This is a genomic window from Methylobacterium sp. NEAU K, from assembly GCF_030700285.1.
Lineage (GTDB): Bacteria > Pseudomonadota > Alphaproteobacteria > Rhizobiales > Beijerinckiaceae > Methylobacterium.
This window is the reverse complement of the sequence record NZ_JAUYZJ010000005.1, coordinates 118,392-136,300: the sequence shown is the minus strand read 5'-3', so window position 1 is coordinate 136,300 and position 17,909 is coordinate 118,392. Positions and strand designations below refer to the sequence as shown.

The following is a 17,909-nucleotide window of genomic DNA, read 5'->3' as shown; positions in this document are numbered from 1 at the left end:
GACAGGATGTTTAGGCAATGTGAGCGCCCGCGGTCCACGCCACCGGTCAGAGGTGCGCCTGAATCATGCGGGCAATCTCGCCGAGCCGCTGCTCGAGCAATTGCGGAACCTCGCAGACATAGGTCAGCGACTGGCTGCGCTCCTGGAAGATCCGCCGGTCCCAGGCGAATTTCGTCTCGAGATCCGATTGATCTTTCGGCAACTCGGTGGCGTCCGATGCGCTCGGTGCATCTTTGGTCTGGCTGACCTTGTCAGCCTCGTCGCGGATCCGCTCCGCCATCCGGCGCTGGCCCTGCGCGTAGCGGGAGATCCCGCCCATCACCTTGTCGCGCTCGCCGTTGATGACTTCGAATACGCCCGCATAGACCCGGGTCAGGGCCTTGTCCTTCGCGTCCTTGTCGGAACCGAGCTTCTCGACGTAGGCGTCGAGGAGCGGCCCGACCTGGGATAGCTCGGTCCGGCGGGATGCGATCTTCTGGGCTAGCACTGCGGCATCGTTGTCGGCGCCCCAATCGCCCGCCGCGGCTATATCGGGCCCGGTCCAGAACTGGCCGGGGCTCAAGCTCCCGACCTTGCGCTGGACGCAGGGCCAGTCCGGATCCTGCCGAGGCTGCGCGAGCGCTGGTCCGGCCAGGAGCGCGAGGCCGAGCGCAGGGCCGACAAAGTGGAGGGCAAATCGGTTCATCGAGCGGGCTCCATCAAGAATTATCGCCGGCCGGACCACCGCGCCGGGCCATGATGCCGCGGCCGGGATCATAGGCGATGACCGCCATGCCGAAGAAAGCCAGGGTCACGCCGACCACGACGGCGCAGGCGACCGGCTCGAATTGGATGTAGAGGGCGTAGCGCACGAGCTGGACCGCGTGGCTGAACGGGTTCAGCTCGCAGATCCAATACAGCGACTCCGACGACTCGCGGATCCGCCACAGGGGATAGAGCGCCGAGGAGGCGAAGAACATCGGGAAGATCACGAAGTTCATCACGCTGGCGAAGTTCTCGAGCTGGCGCACTAGGGAGGACAGGAACAGACCGATCGCCCCCAGCATCAGCCCCGAGGCCAGGAAGGCCGGCAGCGCCGCCAGGTATCCAAGCGGCGGGATATCGGTCTCCCAGAAATACGCGACCGCCAGGAACGCGTAGGCCTGCACAATGGAGACCGAGACGCCCGCGATCAGCTTGGCCAGAAGCAGCAGCCACCGCGGATAGGGCGATGTCAGCAGAACCTTCATCGAGCCGACCTCGCGGTCGTAGACCATCGAGAGCGACGATTGCATGCCGTTGAACAGCTGGATCATCACGGCAAGCCCGGGCACCACGTAGACCTCGTAGAGCACGTAGGTCTGGTAGGGCGGCTCGATCGAAACCCCGAGCGTGTTGCGGAAGCCCGCCGCGAAGATGAACAGCCAGACGAGCGGCCGCACCAGTGCGGAGAAGAACCGTTCCTTCTGATTGAAGAAGCGAAGCAATTCCCGGCGAACGATGCCGCCGAGACAGATCAGGTAGCCGACCGCGTCAAGGCGCCCGATCCGGGCTGGGGCTCCTTGCGACGTTGCTAGGGAACGTGGCGTCGGCATCGTCATGCGTGCATGCCCATGTCCAGCAAGGGGCCTTCCCTCCTCTCCTTGCGGGAGAGGTCGGACCCTGCGTCGGCAGGGATCGGGCCGGGACGAAGGCCCGCAGGAGTGGAGAGACGCATCCGGGGAGATCGCGACGGCAACCACGTCCTGCAGCGTTGCAACGCCCCTCTCCCTCCCCGCTCCGGAGGGAATGCACCCTCGCCAAGGGAGTACGGCGAGGGTGCCGGCTTCCGCTGGCGTGATTCAGCGATCATGCCGCCGCTCGCCCCGGCTCGGCCACGAGGCGGCGGAACGCATCGGCTAGCCCCTCCCCCGGTGCCCCGATATCCCCGGCGCGGCCCCGGGCGACGATTCGGCCCCGGTGCAGCACGACCGCGTCATCCTCCGGAGCGATCTCTTCGAAGATATGAGTGGCCCAGAGCACCGATAGCCCTTCCTCGCGCACCAGGGCGCGAACGATCGCCACGATGTCGGCGCGCGACTCCAGGTCCAGCCCGACGGTGGGCTCGTCGAGCAGGAGCAAGTCCGGGCGGTGGATCAGCGAGCGGGCGATCTCGATGCGGCGTGACTGACCGCCAGAGAGCGTGCGGACCTTGTCGTGACGCCGGTCCGCAAGCCCGACCCGGTCGAGCAACGTGCCCACCCGGAGCTTACCCGCCCCACGGGTGATGCCGTGAAGGCTGGCATGGTAGAGCAGGTTCTGCTCGACGGTCAGGTCGGTATCGAGGGTCCGCGCCTGAAACACCACGCCGAGCCGGGCCAGCGCCCGCGACGGCTCGCGGTCAAGGGCATGGCCGAAGATCGAGACCCGTCCGGTCTGATTGTTGTAGAGTCGGGTGATCACCGAGAACAGCGTGGTCTTGCCGGCGCCGTTCGGTCCGAGCAGCGCGGCAAACCGACCTTGCTCGACCGCGATCGACACGTCGTCGAGGGCCGCGCGCGTGCCGAAGCGGTGGCCGACATGCTCGACCAAGAGTGCTGGCACCTCCCCGGCGCTCATCGCCCCAGGACCTTCCGGGCTTCGGCCACCGCTTCGAGGCATTCGTCTAATTCGCCCTCTTTCTGTTCCCGCTCGGCCACGCGCAAAGCCTTCTTCAGCTTGGGCAGTGCGGCTTCGGGCGGGTTCAGAGCGAGCGAGTCGCGGATCATCGTGATGCCCTCGGCGCAGGCCGAGGCATCGTCCGCGGCCATGGCCGGAGCCGGGAGCAGGAGGGTGCAGGCAACGAGGAACACGCGCATCACTTCACCGTCAGCGTGCCGGTCATGCCCTTAGCTTCCAGTCCGCGCGCCTCCCACTTGTAGGTGCCGGGCTTGATCGCGACGAACTCCACGGCGATCTCGCCGGGATCGTCGAACTCAAAGTGATCGGGCGCGCCGCCGCCATGGATCTCCTTGTGCTCGATGACGATCTGATTGAGCCAGATGTAGCGGAAAAACTCCGGCGCGTAGAATTTGTATTCCTGATGTCCCTTGGCGACGATGCGCAGCCGATAGGCCTTGCCGGATTCGAGGCTGATGTCCTTGTTCTCGACCGTGAAGTCGTTGCCCTGATCGTCACCCAGGACGAGGTCGGGCAGGTTCTCCCGCTTCTTGGTCAGGTCGAGCGCGCCCGCGGGACCGGCCGCGAACAGGCCGGCGAGAGCGAGGGATGCGATCCGAAACGTCCGCCTCATGTCGGTTCCTACCGTTGTGCCGCCGATCTCGCGGTCATGGTCTGCTTGGCCCGTCCGACCGGGTTCCGGATCGGACGCGGCTTTCGGAAGGCGCCCGGCAGGCCGCTGTCCGTTCCGAACGATCAGTTGGGCGAGATCGCCACGCCCCACGGCAGCAACCCGACCGGAATACTTTTGACCACCTTCTCGGCAGCCACGTCGATCACCGAGACGTCGTTGGACGTGCCATTCGTCGTAAACAGCATCTTCTGGTCCGGCGTGAAGGCGAGCTGCCAGACGCGCTGGCCCACCGGCAGGTATTTCTCGACCGCGTAGGTCTTGGCATCGACCACAGCGACCCGGTTTGCAGGACCTAGGGCGATGAAGGCCTTGGTCCCGTCCTTGGTGATGCGGATGCCGACCGGCTGGATCGCCTCGTCGTTCACGCTCGGGATCTTGAAGGTGATCTTCTTGACGACCCGGCGCTGCGCCACGTCAATCACGCTGACCGTGCCGCCGACCTCCGCGGAAACCCACAGGAACTTCCCGTCGGCGGTGAATTCGGCGAAGCGCGGGCGGGCGTCCACCAACACGTTATCGATCACCTGAAAGGTCTTCGTGTCGATGAAGTGAGCCATGTTGGTGGTTTCAGAGGTGTTGACCAGGATCTTTCCGTCCGGCGACAGGCCCATCCCCTCCGGCTCGACGCCCACCGGCACCTCGGCGAGCACCTTGTTCTTCTCGATGTCGATGATCGTGACCTGGCTGTCATCTTCGTTGGCGACGTAGAGCGGGTTGCCCGAGGAATCGAGGATGAACTGCTCGGGATCCGGGCCGGAGCGCAGGGAGCGCACGACCTTGCCGGAGCTGGTATCCAGCACGTCGATGCGGTCGTCGTCGCTCGCGCAGACGAACAATTCCTTGCCGTCCTTCGACACGGTCACCCCCCGGGGCCGCCGCCCGACTTTCCAGGTCCCGGTGACGGCCATCGTGTTCGTGTCGATGACGCTGACCGAGTTGCCCTTCTCATTGGTGACGTAGACGGTGTTGGCCGCGGCCGGCCCGCACAGGGCGAACCACGCACCGACGGCGACCGCACTCAGACCTGCCTCGAAGCGGCGGTTCATCCGATTCCCTTCCCTTGCGACTTTCCGGCGTCCTCGAAGGACATTCTCAGCGCGCGATTGTAGTGCGTTCTCCGCGCGTTGCGAGGGCGTGGGCCGCTCGCCAACGCCGCAGGGAGCAGCGTTCATTGAAACTTGCAGGTCGTCTCCGGCAGGTCGACCCCAAGCGTGTCCAGCGGTGTGCGCTGGTGCAGGAAGCCCTGCTCGGGCGCGACCGAGACAAGCGCCTTCGGTTGCACGACGATGATGGGCTGGCGCAGCTGGTGGTCCCACGGCCGGAAGCTCAGCGACACGCCTTTGTAGGCCGGCAGGTTGAAGGCCGGATCCACCAGGTAAGGCGCGAGCACCGCCGGATCGTTGGTCTTCTTCGCGGTTACGGCATCGCCCACCGTCCGCACCGCCGCCCAGACTTGATAGTCGAGCGGGCGCATCAGCCGTGAGGCGAGCCGCCGGAAGCGGTTCTGCGCCTGCGCGGCGCCCCAGGTCTCGAGGACGGGCGACCAAGTGGTCGGGGTCAGGGCCTGCGTGCCTCCCACCGGGCGCGGATCGAAGGTGCGGTAGGAGACGTAGTCGCCCCAGTCCCCCTCCTCGTCGGCCACGATCGCCATGTCGTAATCGAGGCCCCGGGTAAAGACCATCGCCTCCGCCCGCGTGGGGGTGTCGCCGCGCGCCTTGGCCAGGGGCCCGAAGGTCCAGGGCTTCTCGGCGGTGACCTTCAGCGCGAATTTCCGGGCCGAGTTGCGCAGAGCGTCCGCGTAGGCCTTGTCGGCATCCGTCGGCCCGACGATTAGGAAAATCTTCCGCCAGCGCATAACCGTCAGATACTGCGCCAGTGCGTCGGTCAGCATCGCCCGCGACGGAGCGACGTGGAACACGTTGGCGCGGCAATCGGTGCCGCGCAGGCGATCGTCGGAGGCGCCGGCATTGAAGACCACGGCGCCAGTGTCCTTGACCGCGTCGGCCACTGCCAGCACCGAATCGGCGGGCAGCGCCAGGACGAGGTACCGTAAGCCCTTGGCCACGAGGTCCTTGGCGGCCGCCACGGCATCCGGCCTTTCGTCGCCCAGGGCGATCTCGTCCAGCGCGAAGGTCTGCTTGGTGAAGCGGCCGGTGGTGTTGTTGTCTGCAATGCCCATCTTGGCGCCCGCCAGACCCTCGTCCTCCGGTGCGGCTTCGGCGTCGTACGAGGACGGTGCGGGCTGTGGCCGGTAGATCAGCCCGACATGCGTGTCGATCGGCTGCGGTGCGGGCTGCTGCGCCCGCGCCACCGGAGAGGCCAGCACCAGGAATGCGCCCGCGGCGATCGTCGATCGCAGGAAATCCGGGCGCGTCGCGCGCGGGAGGGCCATCTCGTGTGCAGGATCGTGCATGTACGCGGCCTCTATCAGCTTCCGCTCCGGCCGCTCAACCGCGGCTCTTTGTTCGGGCGTTCACGTTCGCGTCGTGGGCCACCTGTGCGGCGAAGTACATTGCCAAATTGTCCCTTCGCCCGACCTATATCGGCAGCGACGCCGCCGGCCGACGCGGCGCGGATCGTCGAGAGGGATCCCCTAGCATGCGCCATCTGTCCCTGTGCGCGGTAAGCGCCTGCGGTCTCTTGACCTTCGGGATCGCGGGCCCGATCAGGGCCGTCGCGGCCGAGAAGGCCGCCGTGTTCCCGGTGGAGCTGTTCGACCCCGGGGCCTCATACGGGACGCGGGTGAGGCCGGTGGACACCAAGAAGCTCACCCTCGTGACCGACGAGTTGCGCAACGCCCTCCATGATCAGGCCGGGCTGGAGATCGTCGATACGGCGCCCAAGTCGGACGTGGTCGCCAAGGAAGGGCCGCTCTACAAGTGCAATGGCTGCGCGGCCGACATCGCCAAGAGCCTGGGTGCGGACCTCGTCGTGACCGGCTATGTGGAGAAGGGATCCGGGCAGATCTTCAATCTGAGCGTCGCCATCGCCGAGGCCGAGACCGGCAAGGTGGTGCGCGGCGGGCAGGTGACGATCCGTGCCGACACCGACGACACCTGGGCGCACGCCATGCGCTGGGTGGTGAAGAACCGCCTGCTCGCCGAGCCGCTGCCCGGCAAGTCGTGAGGCTTATCCGCGAGTCCTGAGAAATCCGTGTCCGCGTTTCCCCTTTCGCCCGGCTCCCCGCCCCGGCTCCTCGTCAGCGTCCGCGACCCGGCCGAGGCCGAGGCCGCCCAGCTCGCCGGTGCAGACCTGATCGACGCCAAGGATCCCGAGCGCGGGGCGCTCGGTGCCCTCGAAATCTGCATCGTGGAAGACATCGTCGCGCGCATCGCGGGCGCCGCCTCCACGAGCGCCGTGGCCGAGGCCTCCCCGGCGGCCGTGGCCGCAATGGCCGAGACCGGCGTCGACTGGGTGAAGACCGGCCTCGGACCGGTGCAGCGATCCGACGACCCTGCTCTCGCGGCCCTGGCTGCCGCCTCGCCCGGACGGCTGATCGCCGTACTGTTCGCAGAGGATGGGCCCACGGCGGATCTGGTGCCCAGGCTGGCGAAGGCCGGCTTCGCGGGCGCGATGATCGACACCGTGGGCAAGTCCGGCGTGCGCCTGCCGGATCTAGCCGGGCCAGCGGAGCTCTCCGCGTTCACGTCGGTGTGCAGGGCCCACGGATTGATGAGTGGCCTCGCGGGCTCGCTCCGGGTCACCGATATTGCCGGGCTGTTAGCGCACGGCACGGACTATCTCGGCTTCCGCGGCGGCCTCTGCCGCGACTTCGACCGCCGCAACGGCATCGATCCGCTGCGGGTGGCCGAGGCCTTGCGCACCCTGCGCCTGAGCCGCCGGGACGCGGCGTGATCACGATCGTCAAGATCGGCGGCAGCCTCGCGGCGGACCCGGAGCGCCGGCGCGCCCTGCTGGCGGCCCTAGCGGATGGCGTCCACGGCCGCTGCGTCGTCGTGCCGGGCGGGGGCGCCTTCGCGGATGCCGTGCGCGACGCCCAAACCCGCGCCGGATTCGACGAATCCGAGGCCCATCGCCGGGCGCTCGATGCCATGGGCCGCATGGCTGACGCCCTCCGCAGGATCGAGCCGCGCCTCGCGCGCAGCACGGAACCCTGGAACGAACCGTCCGATGCCGTGGTGCGTGTCTGGGACCCGGCCGTCCTGCGCGCCGGGCATCCCGCGATTCCCGAGAGCTGGGACGTCACCTCCGACAGCCTCGCGATCTGGCTCGCGGCACAGCTGCGGGCGGCGCGTTGCATCCTGGTGAAGTCGGTCGACGCGCGCCCTGGCCACCTCCCGGCCACTCTGGCGGCCGCCGGGCTGGTGGACGCCGCGTTCCCGGCCTTCGCGTCGCGCTACAGCGGCGTCATCGAGATCTGGGGACCAACCGGCAAGGTCGCGGTCGAGCGGAGGGCGGCGGCGTGAGCCACCCTGAGCACATCGTCTTCATCACCGGGCGCCTCGCCCGGGCGCGGCTGGAGAAGGTCGCGGCCGGCCTGCCGACCACCATTCGGTGGAGCATCGCGGATGCCGGCGTGAAGGTCGCCGCGCTGATGACCGAAGAGATCATCCGCCGACGGGTCGAGCTGCCCGAGGGCGCGACCCGGATCATCCTTCCGGGCCGATGCCGGGCGGATGTCGCCAGACTCACCGAACATTTCCGTATGCCGGTTGAGCGCGGCCCCGACGAGGTCGTGGATCTGCCGGCTTGGCTCGGCCTCGCGGCACGCAAGATCGACCTCTCGCGCCACGATCTGCGCATCTTCTCGGAGATCGTAGACGCCTCGAAGATGACGCCCGATCAGATCCTGGCGAAGGGACTCGATCTCGCCCGCCGCGGCGCCGACGTGATCGACCTGGGAGGACTGCCCGACACGACCTTCCCCCACCTAGAAGAATCGGTGGCGGCGCTGAAGGGCGCGGGCCTGAAGGTCAGCGTCGATTCCTTCTCCCGCGAGGAACTCGCCAGGGGCGCCCATGCCGGGGCGGACTATCTGCTCAGCCTGAATATCGACACGCTCGACCTCGCCTTCGAGACCGACGCGGTGCCGGTTCTGGTACCTTTGCGCCCTGACGACCCGCTCTCCCTCGACCGGGCGATTGAGCGGATGCTGAAGGCCGGGCGCCCGTTCCTGGCAGACCCGATCCTGGAGCCGATCCACCACGGCTTCGTCGATTCCATCGCCCGTTACCGCGATACCCGCGTGCGCTGGCCCGACATCGAGATGATGATGGGCACCGGCAACCTCACGGAGCTGACCGAGGCGGATTCGCTCGGCATCACCGCGCTCCTGATCGGGATGTGCTCCGAGCTGGCGATCCGCAACGTACTGATCGTGCAGGTCTCGAACCACACCCGCCGCACCGTGGAGGAGCACGACGCCGCGCGGCGGGTGATGTATGCGGCAAAAGCGGACTCTGCCCTGCCCAAAGGCTACGGGCGGGCGCTGCTGGCCCTTCACGACAAGCGTCCCTTCGTGCAGACCGCCGAGGATATCGCGTTGGCCGCAGCGGAAGTCCGGGATCCGAACTACCGGATCGCCGTCGCGGAGGACGGGATCCACGTCTACAACCGCGATGTCCACAGGGTCGGCACCGACGCGATGGCCTTCTTCCCCGATCTCGACGTGGCGAGCGACGGTGCCCATGCCTTCTATCTCGGGGCGGAACTCGCAAAGGCCGAGACCGCTTGGCGGCTCGGCAAGCGCTATGTCCAGGACGAGCCCCTCGACTGGGGTTGCGCGGCCGACGCGGAGGTGGAGGATTCCACCGCCTTCAAGAAGGCTGGTCACACCCGCCATTCCGGGCCGGACGCACCGCCGCCCGGCACCCGCGACGCGCGCGCCGTCAAGCCCGAGACCGACGCGGTGGCGCCCGAGACGATCTCGCGGTCGGAGGCCCGTGACGCGGCCGTCCCGGACCGATCAAAGCCGTCGGTCAAACTGGTCTGCGGACGCGTCGTGCCGGCGGACAGGTCTTAGACGATGCCGTTGATCCTGGAGACGATCGTAACCACGCTGTCGGACGCCGGCGAGCTTCATCTCGTTCCGTTCGGGCTGATCGGCGAGGACGAGGGCTACGTGCTGGCGCCGTTTCGCCCGTCTCCGACCATCGTCAACCTCGAAGCGAACCCGTGTTTCGCCGCTTCAAGCCCGCGCGACATCCGGGTCATCGCCGGCGCGGTGACGGGTCGGCGCGAGTGGCCGACGTTGGCATGCGCGGCAATCCCTGGCCGGCGTCTCGCCGACAGCTTCGGCCACGCGGAGTTCGAGGTCGCGGCTGTCGAGCACCACGAGACGCGGCCGCGCTTCCGCGGTCGTATTGTCCACAGTGCCGCGCACGCGCCGTTCATCGGCTATAACCGGGCGCAGGCCGCGGTAATGGAAGCCGCCATCCTTTCGACCCGGCTCCACATGCTGGAGCCGGACAAGGTGTTGACGGAGATGGCCTACCTCGCCATCGCCGTCGGCAAGACCGCGGGACCGCGCGAGCGCGAGGCCTGGGGCTGGATCGAGGACAAGGTCGCGGCGGCGCTCGGCCCCGAGGCGCGTGTTCTCGGTCGGGACGACCGCTGAAGGCGGGAGGAGAAGCACAAGATGAAGAAAATCACCCTGGCCCTGGCGGCCACCGCTGCCCTGGTGGCCGCGACGGCGCAGGCCCACGGCCCGACACGTCGCAAGATCAACGAGTCGATCGAGATCAACGCGCCGGCCGACAAGGTCTGGGCCGTCCTCGGCGACGTGAATAACGCCGACTGGATGCAGAACGTCACCAAGACCGAGGTCAGCGGCGACGTGACGAGCAAGTTCAAGCGCGTGCTGACGCTCAAGAATGGCGACCAGATCCAGGAGACCAGCAACAAGTACAAGCCCGACGACAAGCTGTTCTCGTACTACATCGACAAGGTCGATGTGAAGGATCTGCCGGCCAACGATTATTCCGCGACGATCACGGTCGAGCCAGCGGGCGATGCGAAGTCCAAGGTCGAGTGGAAGGCGGCGTTCTACCGCGGTTACATGAACAACGATCCGCCGCCCGAACTGAACGACGAGGCCTCGGAAAAGGGCGTCGGCGACTGGATCAAGGCTAGCCTCGCGAACCTGAAGGCCAAGGTCGAGAAGGGCTCGTGAAGCGCGACCGGGGCCGCGCGGCGCTCGCCGCAGGCCTCGCCCTGGCCGCGACGGCCGTATCCGCCGCACCGGCGCGGGAAGCGATCGTCACCGCCCAACTCGGCGGTGCCGTCGAGGTCGTTGATCTCGCCGCCGGTAAGGTGGTGCGCAGCATTCCAGTCGACGGGGCGCCGGCCGGTATCGCGCTGTCGCCCGACCGTAAGCGCGCCTACGTGACCCGGCCCGAGGGGCACGGCCTCGCCGTGCTCGACCTCGATGCGGGCCGCGTGGTCTCCGAGGTGGCGCTGCCCGGCGGACCGTTGGGGGTCGCCGCCGATCCGCGCGGCGGCACGGTCTACGTCGCGGACTGGTACGGGCACCGGGTTCTTGTCCTGACCGAGCGCAACGGCGCACTCGCCCCAGACGGCGAGATCGAAGTCGGCGCCTCACCCTCCGGCATCGCGGTGAGCCCCGACGGAGCGACACTCTACATCGCCAATCGCGAGGCCGACTCGGTCTCAATTGTCGACGCTGCCGCGCGCCGCCAGACTAAGGTGATCCCGGTCGGTCAGCACCCCTTTGGCATCACCCTGGATGCCGCTGCGGGCCGGGCCTACACGGCCAACGTGATGAGCGACGACGTCTCGGTGATCGATCTCGCAGCCGGGCGCGAGATCGGCCGGATCCCGACCGGGCGGCGGCCCTATGTGATCGCGCTCTCGCAGGGTCGCGGCTTCGTCACCGACCAATATGCCGGCAGCGTCACGGCGTTCGATCTCGTGACCCTCAAACCGATCGGCGATGTCGAAGTCGGAGATCACCCCGAGGGCATCGCGGCGGATGGGGAGGGACGCCTCTACGTCGCCAACTGGGGCGACAACACGCTGAGCGTCCTCGACGCGCGCAGCCTGAAAGTGCTGGCGACGCTCCCCACCGGGAACGGCCCGCGATCGTTCGGCGATTTCCTGCGCTGACGATCAGTAAGGCCGGCGAAGCGGTGCCCGCCGGTAGACCGCGTGCGCGACCACCAAAGCGCCGCCGATCTGAAGGAAACCGGTCTCGCCGAGATCCAGGGGCGCCACGTGCGACTGGATCAGAAGCCGCGTCAGCGCGTTCAGCGCGAGAAGCGTCAGGCAGAAGGCAGCCGCGGCGAGCAGGCTGGCGACGAACTCGGGCATAATTCCATCCCCCGTGGCGCACACGGTGAGAGCAGCAAGCCGTGCGCCAAGGGAAAGCACGGCTTTCGCAACAGTTCAGCGCTTGCGGGCCGCAGCCGCCGGGGCACCGGCCTGCGCTGCCGGCGCGGGCCGCGGCGTCTCGATGAACAGCCGCTTCACCGGCCAGCCGTCGCTCCACCGTTCCATGTCGGCGAGCCGCGCATTGTTCTTGATCGCGATGGCATCGGAACCCGCGAACGCAGCCGCGGCGGCGAGGTCGAAGGTTTTCCAGAAGCCGAGGTAGTCCAAGGCATCGACGCGCGCGATGTTGACCTGGGAGACCAGGGTCTGCTGCTCGCCGGTGAGCGCCATCTCGGGCGACCACCGGAACGGCGGCGGCTTCGGGGTATCCTTAGGCGCATCCTTCGGCTCGGGACCCTGCTTGATCGCGCCGCCGTCGAAGGCCGGGTCGACGCCCGCCGGTGCCGCGAGTGTCGCGGTCAGGGCCGGGAAGCCGTGGTCGTCCGATAGGGCGCGGACGAACAGCTTGCGCTCGAGCGGGACGGCGCTCGCTTCGCGCAGGAGGCGCTTCGCGGCCAGGTCCGCCGCCCGCGTGTCCTTGTCGCCAACCATCGTGACAATGATCGTGGATGGATCGACGGCGGACAGGTCTGTCAGTGTGATCCCGCGCGATTTCGGCCCACTGGCGATGCCCCCGGGGGTGGCGGCAAAGATCAATTTCGGGACCGGAAGCCCGTGGGATCTGGCGTCCGCAGCCAGGTCCATGGCGACGGCAGCACCGGCAAGGTGCCCGATGAGGGCGACCCGAGCGAGATCAGGCTTGGCATCGGCATCGGATGCGAGGTCGGTGATCGCAGACTTCACGAGGGTCTCGGCGATGCCCGGGGCATCCGATGGGCGCGTCCGGTTCACCTCCTGAAAGCGGGGGACGAGCACGAGCCAGCCCTGCCGAACCAAGTGGTCGATCCAACCGCCGTAACTCTGCGGGTTCACCACGCCCCAGCCGTGCAGAAAAATCACGACCGGGCGGCCGGCCGCGGGGGGAGCGCCGGAAGAATAGAACGCGAAGGTGGTTGCGGCGCCGCGCCCGAGCAGGCGCTTAACTACGGTCGCCTTGCGGTCGCCCACGCCGCCGGGCCCTTCGGCCGGCTGTGACGGCGGGGAAGCGGCCTCGACGGAGACGATTCCGGCCAGAAACAAGATCACGCCCGCGGCGAGCGATCCGCGAAGAACGTTGAGACGCATGAGGGGCTCGATTGAGAGACGCGATGCGCCGGCAGGTCAGTAGCGGCTGAATAGCAGATTCCACTGCCTTTGCGACTCGCCCTTGCCGGGCAGGGCTCGAATCGCGAGATTCCGTTCAGGCTCTGCACATCCGATCGGCTCGGATACCGTCCAGCTGCTTCAGCAGGACGGCCATACCGGCAGGTAGGTCGTCGGTGGTCTCGCCGTAAAGGACGCGCAGTTCCCCGCTCACCGTATCGACGACCAGCGCCTCCGGCGTGTCCTCCGAGGCGGGTCGGCGCAGGCAGTCGGCATGGTTGGCAGCGATGGTCTTCATGACTTTCATCGGGGCCCGGCGTTGGGAGGGCCGGGCGCCACGCGCTCCGGGAGTGGGCTACAACCCCGAGTTGGCCTCAGGTTTCCACCCCAGGCGTTATTAATTTTCCTCCCGGTCCGATGACGGCTGGTCCGGCCACGCTCGCCGGACGGCCAGCGGCGTGTTCCACCCAAGCGAGGATGTCCTCTGCCCGCCACGGCTTCGGGATAAAGGTCGCCGATACGCGCAGATCGCTCGGCTGGTCGCCCGCATCGCCCGACGTCAGCAGCACCCGCACCCGGGGCCAAGTCACGCCGATGATCCGAGCTAGCTCGAAACCGCCGATCGGGCCGGGCGTGCGCACATCCGAGAACACGACGCTTACCTCATCGCCCCGGTCGTTGAGGATGGCGAGCGCCCGGTCGGCGGTCTCGGCCTCGATCACCGTGAAGCCGGTGTCCTCCAGCAAGGTAGCCGCGAGGAAGCGCTCGTCGGGCTGATCTTCCACGACGAGGATTACGGGCTTCTGTCCAGGCTGTACCGAATCGCTCATGGACCAGGACACTCTACAGGGGCTGAACGGCGGCCACGCCGATCGGTTCAACGGTCCGATCGTCGCGGTGGGCCGGACCCGCGCAGGCACAGATCCTCCCTTGATCCTTGCACAATCGACAATTTGCGGCCGTGTCCTGGGAAGCACAGCGTCCCAGGAACATCCCGGTTCGACGCTGCGAAGTCCCGGGATCAGCCGACACCGTGCGATTTCATGAAGGCGAGTGCACGTTTCCAGCCATCCTCGGCCGCGTCCCTGCGGTAGCTCGGCCGGTAGTCCGCGTAGAAGCCGTGCGGCGCATCCGGATAGATCACCAGATCGACACTCTTGCCCGCTTGCCTAGCGCGGTCGCGGGCGGCTTCGACATCGGCGACAGGGATACCGGCGTCGGCACCGCCGTAGAGGCCAAGCAGCGGCGCATGGATCTCGGCCGCGACGTCTCCGGCAGTGCGCGGCTGGATGCCTGTGCGCTCGCCGCCCACCGGGCCGTACCAGGCGACCGCGGCCTTCAGGTCGCGACGATGCGCCGCGTATAGCCATACGTCCCGCCCACCCCGGCACCAGCCCATTACGCCAAGCCGGTTCGAGTCGCCTTTTTCCGCGGAAACCGCCCACGCGACCGTTGCGTCGAGGTCGCTGATCCACTGCGCGTCCGGCGTCTTCGCGATGACGTCCCGGATGATCAGCTTCGGATCCGTCATGGTCGCGAGGTCGCCCTGGCGGGCGTAGAGTTCGGGCGCGACCGCACAATATCCGGCCTTGGCCAGCCGGCGGCAGATGTCCTTGATGTGCTCGTGGACGCCGAAGATCTCCTCGATCACCAGGACGATCGGGAACGGACCCGGGCCGTCCGGAACGGCCCGGTAGGCCGGCATCGGACCGTCCGCTGCCGGGATCTTCACCTCGCCGGCCGCGATGCCAGCGGTATCGGTGTGGATGACCTGCGCTTCGACGCTGGTCGTCGCCAGCGTCAGGCCGCTCATCAGGCTCGTCATCACGAAGCCGCGTCGCGACAACGGCGGCGTGATCAGCCCATCCAGCCCGTCCTTCAACAGATCCGCCATGACGATCCCTCTCTCATTCCAGCGAGGAGGGCTATCCGGGCATGACCGGCGCGGTCAAATGGCGCCGCAAACGGACGAAGGCCTTATGCCACAGCCGCCGCCAGCGCCGGACGCCGCGTGGCGACGCGGGCCGCTTCCGGGACCTCACGCGGCTGCAATACGTTTGCCAGAGCCACGAACCCGTCCGCATCCGGGCAATCGATCGCCCGGATGCCGTAGCCCAGCGCGAAGGAGCGGGTCAGGCCGGCATCGCGCGTGATCCCGAAACGATCCAGGGCGGTCAGGAACGCCTCGCGGAACAGGCTCGGCCGGCACCAGTTCTTCTCCGCCATCTGCAGCGGCCAGTCCCACAGCCCCTCGGCCCGGCGCGCCGCCACGAGCCCGCGGGCGATGAAGTAACCGGTATCGCGGTGCTCGATCCCGTCCGCACTGACGGACCAATCGTCATTGCCGAACAATTCGGCATCGGCCACGTCGCTCATCGGGTCCTCCGCGCTGAACCAGCGTCCCGGCGCGCCGGAACATTGCCGGAACACTGGCGCGGATCGTCGCGGCGGTCAAGACGATTGTTCCCGGTGCGTTCGCAGTTGGGCGGCGGCTCTCAGCGGCCCTTGAACATCGGATGCTCGACGCGGTCACCGGCCTGGATGCCGAGCTTGGCCGCAGTGCCCGCATTGAGTTCCAGGACCGCCACGACCGGACTTCCCGACGGGATGATCGCCGTCGACAGCGGCTCCGTGTCGGCTGCAATCCGGCTCACAGTTCCGTCGGGGCGGATGAACACCATGTCGAGGGGCAGGTAGGTGTTCTTCATCCACATGGTGACGGGTTCGATCCGCTCGAAATCAAACAGCATGCCGTGCTCGGGCGCCATATGCCGGCGGAACATCAGGCCGCGGGAGCGACCGGCATCGTCTCGCATCACCTCGACCTCGAAGCGCTTCGGCCCGGACTTCGTGACGATGGTGAGCGGCTCGGTCTGAGCGGTGGCCGCCTGTGCCGCAGTCTGCGCGGCGACGGGGAGAATCTGGGCCGATGACGTCAGGACGAGGCAGGCGATGGCGACCGACTGCGCGACGTGAAATATGGCTCTCACCGGTGCATGCCCCTTGGGAAACGTGTGCGCGAGCCCCAAGGCCCGTCGCGCGGAAGACATAGCGCGTCCGGGTCACGCCGTCAGTGCGAAGCAGGGAGCGCTCCGTCGATCAGGCGGATCTCGGCGGCCATGACGCCCTTCGAACCGTCCCCGTAGCGCACAAGCACTGCCTCACCTGGCTTCAACTCGGCGATCCCGTAGCGGCGAAGGGTCTCCATGTGCACGAAGATATCGGGCGTGCCGTCCCCGCGGGTGAGGAAGCCGAACCCGCGCAGCCGGTTGAACCACTTCACCACCGCCATCTCCAAGCCGCTGGTGGGCGTCACGGTCACGTGGGTGCGCGGCATCGGCATCTCGGAGGGATGCACCGCCGCCGACTGGTCCAGTGACAGCACCCGGAATGCCTGCCAGCCACGGGGACGCTCGACGGCTTCCACGACGATGCGCGCACCCTCGCTTGCCGCCTGATAGCCATCCCGGCGCAGGCAGGTGACATGCAGCAGGACGTCCGGAGACCCGTCATCGGGCACGATGAAGCCAAAGCCCTTGGCCACATCGAACCACTTGATCCGCCCGGCGACCTCGATGAGATCGAGGGCCTCGTCGCCGCCGAGAGCTGCCTCAGGAGCCGCGTTGCCCTCCAGTCGACTGGACTTCTCTAGCCCGGATCCGCGTTCGTCAGACATGGCCGAGCAACCTACACCGAATCACGCCGCGCGCTCTCTCAGCAAGATTAACGAAGTCCTGATTCCCGGGAAGCCCATTTGACCGGCAGAAGAGCCCCGCCAAGATGCAATCTCGGCTGTGGGAGGCACGTCAGCAACAGTCGATCAGTCGCAGGCGGCACGGAATGCGACGTTTAAGCGCCGGAACGGCTACGTGTATTTCGCCGGTCTCCATCCCCTCCCGACTTACCGTGGCGCGGAAGTCCGGACCTTCACGTTTTCGAGAGGCGGGCGCCCGGCCCTGGCGGTGCGCCAGTCGGAAATAACCGTCGCCCCTGGTGGCGCGCGCGCCGTCAGCATGGTTTGAGGCGCTCACCATGTCCGTTGATGCAGCCCTCGCCTTCCGATCGTCTCCCGCCGTGACCGCACCGCGGCGCCGCATGCCGGTCATCGACGCGGCACGCGCGACTGCGCTACTGGCGATGGCGAGCTATCATACGCTCTGGGACCTCGGTTATCTGCGGCTGACGCCCGACAATTACGCCCTGACACCCGCGGGGCACAGGGCCGCCGAGGCGATTGCCGGCACGTTCCTGGTTCTCGTCGGGGTCGGCATGGTGCTGATGAACGGGCGCGGCATCCGCCTGAGGCCGACATTGTTGCGGCTCGCGCGGATCGGGGGGGCCGCGCTTCTGGTCACGCTCGGGACCTGGATCGCCTTTCCCGACGCCTATATCTTCTTCGGCGTCCTCCACTGCATCGCCGTCTCGAGCGTGCTGGGCTTGCCATTCTTGTTCCTGCCGGTCCCCGTGACCGTGCTGGGGGCCGCTGCCGTGATCGCGGCTCCCCACTTCGTGCACGCGCCCGTGCTGGACGCTCCGGCTCTCTACTTCCTCGGCCTCGGCATCGGGACGCCGCGGACCAACGACTATGTGCCGCTGGTCCCGTGGTTCGGATGGGTCCTGTCCGGCATTGTTCTCGGCCGCTCGGGGCTACCCAGACTCGCGCGCTCGCGCCTCGGCGCCTGGAGCCCTGTCTCGACCTTCGGGCGAACCGCGACCTTCGCGGGGCGCCACAGCCTCGTCGTCTACCTCATCCACCAGCCGCTGCTGCTGGCATTGCTCACGGGCCTCGTCACGCTGACCGGATCGAACCCGCAGGCAAGCCTGCGGGGATTCCGGGCCGATTACGTGAGGATCTGCACACGCACCGGCGGAGAACCGCCCCTTTGCCGCATCGCTGCCCGCTGCACCTCGGACGCATTGCTGCGGGAGGATCTCCTCCGGGAGGACGGCAGGCCGTTCAGCACGCCGGAGCGGCTGCGCGCGCAAGGCCTGTCGCAGGAATGCTACGCGAACATCGAGGCAGCCGCCCGGACGCCGCACTGACGCG

Annotated in this window: 23 protein-coding genes; 8 read left to right on the top strand and 15 right to left on the bottom strand. The window is 67.7% G+C overall.

Annotated features, from left to right (window positions below):
* Nucleotides 1-46 precede the first annotated feature (46 nt).
* The 7 genes from Q8W67_RS06070 to Q8W67_RS06040 form a co-directional block, all read right to left on the bottom strand.
* The gene (locus Q8W67_RS06070; RefSeq protein ID WP_305542251.1) at nt 47-685 is read right to left on the bottom strand and encodes a hypothetical protein; all 639 of its coding nucleotides are present in this window, start codon (nt 683-685) and stop codon (nt 47-49) included.
* A 13-nt stretch (nt 686-698) separates the two neighbouring features.
* Nucleotides 699-1,574, bottom strand: a complete 876-nt coding sequence (locus tag Q8W67_RS06065) for an ABC transporter permease (RefSeq protein ID WP_370693823.1) — start codon at nt 1,572-1,574, stop codon at nt 699-701.
* A gap of 253 nt (nt 1,575-1,827) precedes the next feature.
* Nucleotides 1,828-2,577, bottom strand: coding sequence for an ABC transporter ATP-binding protein (locus Q8W67_RS06060; RefSeq protein ID WP_305542246.1), 750 nt, complete (start codon nt 2,575-2,577; stop codon nt 1,828-1,830).
* Nucleotides 2,574-2,816 carry a hypothetical protein gene (locus Q8W67_RS06055; RefSeq protein ID WP_305542243.1) on the bottom strand — a complete coding sequence of 81 codons (243 nt, stop codon included), beginning with the start codon at nt 2,814-2,816 and terminating at the stop codon, nt 2,574-2,576. Before Q8W67_RS06055 ends, Q8W67_RS06060 begins: the two co-directional genes overlap by 4 nt.
* Nucleotides 2,816-3,250, bottom strand: coding sequence for a hypothetical protein (locus tag Q8W67_RS06050; protein WP_305542241.1), 435 nt, complete (start codon nt 3,248-3,250; stop codon nt 2,816-2,818). The genes Q8W67_RS06055 and Q8W67_RS06050 overlap by 1 nt, the downstream gene beginning before the upstream one ends.
* 122 nt (nt 3,251-3,372) lie before the next feature.
* Complete coding sequence (locus Q8W67_RS06045) at nt 3,373-4,356, bottom strand: YVTN family beta-propeller repeat protein (RefSeq protein WP_305542239.1); 984 nt, start codon at nt 4,354-4,356, stop codon at nt 3,373-3,375.
* A gap of 122 nt (nt 4,357-4,478) precedes the next feature.
* A complete protein-coding gene (locus tag Q8W67_RS06040) occupies nt 4,479-5,723 on the bottom strand; it encodes an ABC transporter substrate-binding protein (protein ID WP_305542236.1) in 1,245 nt (414 codons plus the stop codon).
* Nucleotides 5,724-5,908: 185 nt separating this feature from the next.
* Here Q8W67_RS06040 and Q8W67_RS06035 point away from each other — a divergent pair, with 185 nt between their 5' ends.
* Genes Q8W67_RS06035 through Q8W67_RS06005 form a run of 7 tightly spaced genes read left to right on the top strand, consistent with a single transcriptional unit; the run spans nt 5,909 to nt 11,395 of the window.
* The gene (locus Q8W67_RS06035; RefSeq protein WP_305542234.1) at nt 5,909-6,436 is read left to right on the top strand and encodes a DUF3280 domain-containing protein; all 528 of its coding nucleotides are present in this window, start codon (nt 5,909-5,911) and stop codon (nt 6,434-6,436) included.
* Between the two features lie 27 nt (nt 6,437-6,463).
* Nucleotides 6,464-7,165, top strand: coding sequence for a (5-formylfuran-3-yl)methyl phosphate synthase (locus tag Q8W67_RS06030; protein WP_305542231.1), 702 nt, complete (start codon nt 6,464-6,466; stop codon nt 7,163-7,165).
* The gene (locus Q8W67_RS06025; protein ID WP_305542228.1) at nt 7,162-7,737 is read left to right on the top strand and encodes a uridylate kinase; all 576 of its coding nucleotides are present in this window, start codon (nt 7,162-7,164) and stop codon (nt 7,735-7,737) included. Before Q8W67_RS06030 ends, Q8W67_RS06025 begins: the two co-directional genes overlap by 4 nt.
* Nucleotides 7,734-9,293 carry a DUF6513 domain-containing protein gene (locus Q8W67_RS06020; protein WP_305542225.1) on the top strand — a complete coding sequence of 520 codons (1,560 nt, stop codon included), beginning with the start codon at nt 7,734-7,736 and terminating at the stop codon, nt 9,291-9,293. The genes Q8W67_RS06025 and Q8W67_RS06020 overlap by 4 nt, the downstream gene beginning before the upstream one ends.
* 3 nt (nt 9,294-9,296) lie before the next feature.
* Nucleotides 9,297-9,887: a DUF447 domain-containing protein gene (locus Q8W67_RS06015; RefSeq protein WP_305542222.1), complete on the top strand. Its 591-nt coding sequence runs from the start codon at nt 9,297-9,299 to the stop codon at nt 9,885-9,887.
* 21 nt (nt 9,888-9,908) lie between these two features.
* Nucleotides 9,909-10,442 (top strand): SRPBCC family protein, encoded by a 534-nt coding sequence (locus Q8W67_RS06010; protein ID WP_305542219.1) that lies wholly within the window; start codon nt 9,909-9,911, stop codon nt 10,440-10,442.
* A complete protein-coding gene (locus Q8W67_RS06005) occupies nt 10,439-11,395 on the top strand; it encodes a YncE family protein (protein ID WP_305542216.1) in 957 nt (318 codons plus the stop codon). The genes Q8W67_RS06010 and Q8W67_RS06005 overlap by 4 nt, the downstream gene beginning before the upstream one ends.
* A gap of 3 nt (nt 11,396-11,398) precedes the next feature.
* Here Q8W67_RS06005 and Q8W67_RS06000 read toward each other — a convergent pair whose 3' ends face one another.
* From Q8W67_RS06000 to Q8W67_RS05965, 8 genes are all read right to left on the bottom strand, one after another.
* Nucleotides 11,399-11,599, bottom strand: a complete 201-nt coding sequence (locus Q8W67_RS06000) for a hypothetical protein (RefSeq protein ID WP_305542213.1) — start codon at nt 11,597-11,599, stop codon at nt 11,399-11,401.
* 75 nt (nt 11,600-11,674) lie between these two features.
* Entirely contained in the window at nt 11,675-12,844 is a 1,170-nt protein-coding gene (locus Q8W67_RS05995) for an alpha/beta hydrolase (protein ID WP_305542210.1), read from the bottom strand.
* A gap of 115 nt (nt 12,845-12,959) precedes the next feature.
* Entirely contained in the window at nt 12,960-13,160 is a 201-nt protein-coding gene (locus Q8W67_RS05990) for a hypothetical protein (protein ID WP_305542207.1), read from the bottom strand.
* 76 nt (nt 13,161-13,236) lie between these two features.
* On the bottom strand, nt 13,237-13,692 hold the full coding sequence (locus Q8W67_RS05985) for a response regulator (RefSeq protein ID WP_305542486.1): 456 nt from the start codon (nt 13,690-13,692) through the stop codon (nt 13,237-13,239).
* 191 nt (nt 13,693-13,883) lie between these two features.
* Nucleotides 13,884-14,756, bottom strand: coding sequence for a dienelactone hydrolase family protein (locus Q8W67_RS05980; protein ID WP_305542204.1), 873 nt, complete (start codon nt 14,754-14,756; stop codon nt 13,884-13,886).
* A gap of 83 nt (nt 14,757-14,839) precedes the next feature.
* A complete protein-coding gene (locus Q8W67_RS05975) occupies nt 14,840-15,238 on the bottom strand; it encodes a hypothetical protein (protein ID WP_305542201.1) in 399 nt (132 codons plus the stop codon).
* Between the two features lie 119 nt (nt 15,239-15,357).
* Nucleotides 15,358-15,843 (bottom strand): DUF192 domain-containing protein, encoded by a 486-nt coding sequence (locus tag Q8W67_RS05970; protein WP_370693822.1) that lies wholly within the window; start codon nt 15,841-15,843, stop codon nt 15,358-15,360.
* Nucleotides 15,844-15,932: 89 nt separating this feature from the next.
* Nucleotides 15,933-16,538 (bottom strand): cold-shock protein, encoded by a 606-nt coding sequence (locus Q8W67_RS05965; RefSeq protein WP_305542196.1) that lies wholly within the window; start codon nt 16,536-16,538, stop codon nt 15,933-15,935.
* A 356-nt stretch (nt 16,539-16,894) separates the two neighbouring features.
* Here Q8W67_RS05965 and Q8W67_RS05960 point away from each other — a divergent pair, with 356 nt between their 5' ends.
* Entirely contained in the window at nt 16,895-17,905 is a 1,011-nt protein-coding gene (locus Q8W67_RS05960) for a heparan-alpha-glucosaminide N-acetyltransferase (protein ID WP_305542193.1), read from the top strand.
* Nucleotides 17,906-17,909 lie beyond the last annotated feature (4 nt).

Excerpts from the sequence above, each read along its gene's own strand:
- Q8W67_RS06070 (WP_305542251.1), bottom strand. The coding sequence starts at position 685 with ATGAACCGATTTGCCCTCCACTTTGTCGGCCCTGCGCTCGGCCTCGCG.
- Q8W67_RS06065 (WP_370693823.1), bottom strand. The coding sequence starts at position 1,574 with ATGCCGACGCCACGTTCCCTAGCAACGTCGCAAGGAGCCCCAGCCCGG.
- Q8W67_RS06060 (WP_305542246.1), bottom strand. The coding sequence starts at position 2,577 with ATGAGCGCCGGGGAGGTGCCAGCACTCTTGGTCGAGCATGTCGGCCAC.
- Q8W67_RS06055 (WP_305542243.1), bottom strand. The coding sequence starts at position 2,816 with ATGCGCGTGTTCCTCGTTGCCTGCACCCTCCTGCTCCCGGCTCCGGCC.
- Q8W67_RS06050 (WP_305542241.1), bottom strand. The coding sequence starts at position 3,250 with ATGAGGCGGACGTTTCGGATCGCATCCCTCGCTCTCGCCGGCCTGTTC.
- Q8W67_RS06045 (WP_305542239.1), bottom strand. The coding sequence starts at position 4,356 with ATGAACCGCCGCTTCGAGGCAGGTCTGAGTGCGGTCGCCGTCGGTGCG.
- Q8W67_RS06040 (WP_305542236.1), bottom strand. The coding sequence starts at position 5,723 with ATGCACGATCCTGCACACGAGATGGCCCTCCCGCGCGCGACGCGCCCG.
- Q8W67_RS06035 (WP_305542234.1), top strand. The coding sequence starts at position 5,909 with ATGCGCCATCTGTCCCTGTGCGCGGTAAGCGCCTGCGGTCTCTTGACC.
- Q8W67_RS06015 (WP_305542222.1), top strand. The coding sequence starts at position 9,297 with ATGCCGTTGATCCTGGAGACGATCGTAACCACGCTGTCGGACGCCGGC.
- Q8W67_RS06010 (WP_305542219.1), top strand. The coding sequence starts at position 9,909 with ATGAAGAAAATCACCCTGGCCCTGGCGGCCACCGCTGCCCTGGTGGCC.
- Q8W67_RS06000 (WP_305542213.1), bottom strand. The coding sequence starts at position 11,599 with ATGCCCGAGTTCGTCGCCAGCCTGCTCGCCGCGGCTGCCTTCTGCCTG.
- Q8W67_RS05995 (WP_305542210.1), bottom strand. The coding sequence starts at position 12,844 with ATGCGTCTCAACGTTCTTCGCGGATCGCTCGCCGCGGGCGTGATCTTG.
- Q8W67_RS05990 (WP_305542207.1), bottom strand. The coding sequence starts at position 13,160 with ATGAAGACCATCGCTGCCAACCATGCCGACTGCCTGCGCCGACCCGCC.
- Q8W67_RS05985 (WP_305542486.1), bottom strand. The coding sequence starts at position 13,692 with ATGAGCGATTCGGTACAGCCTGGACAGAAGCCCGTAATCCTCGTCGTG.
- Q8W67_RS05980 (WP_305542204.1), bottom strand. The coding sequence starts at position 14,756 with ATGGCGGATCTGTTGAAGGACGGGCTGGATGGGCTGATCACGCCGCCG.
- Q8W67_RS05975 (WP_305542201.1), bottom strand. The coding sequence starts at position 15,238 with ATGAGCGACGTGGCCGATGCCGAATTGTTCGGCAATGACGATTGGTCC.
- Q8W67_RS05965 (WP_305542196.1), bottom strand. The coding sequence starts at position 16,538 with ATGTCTGACGAACGCGGATCCGGGCTAGAGAAGTCCAGTCGACTGGAG.
- Q8W67_RS05960 (WP_305542193.1), top strand. The coding sequence starts at position 16,895 with ATGTCCGTTGATGCAGCCCTCGCCTTCCGATCGTCTCCCGCCGTGACC.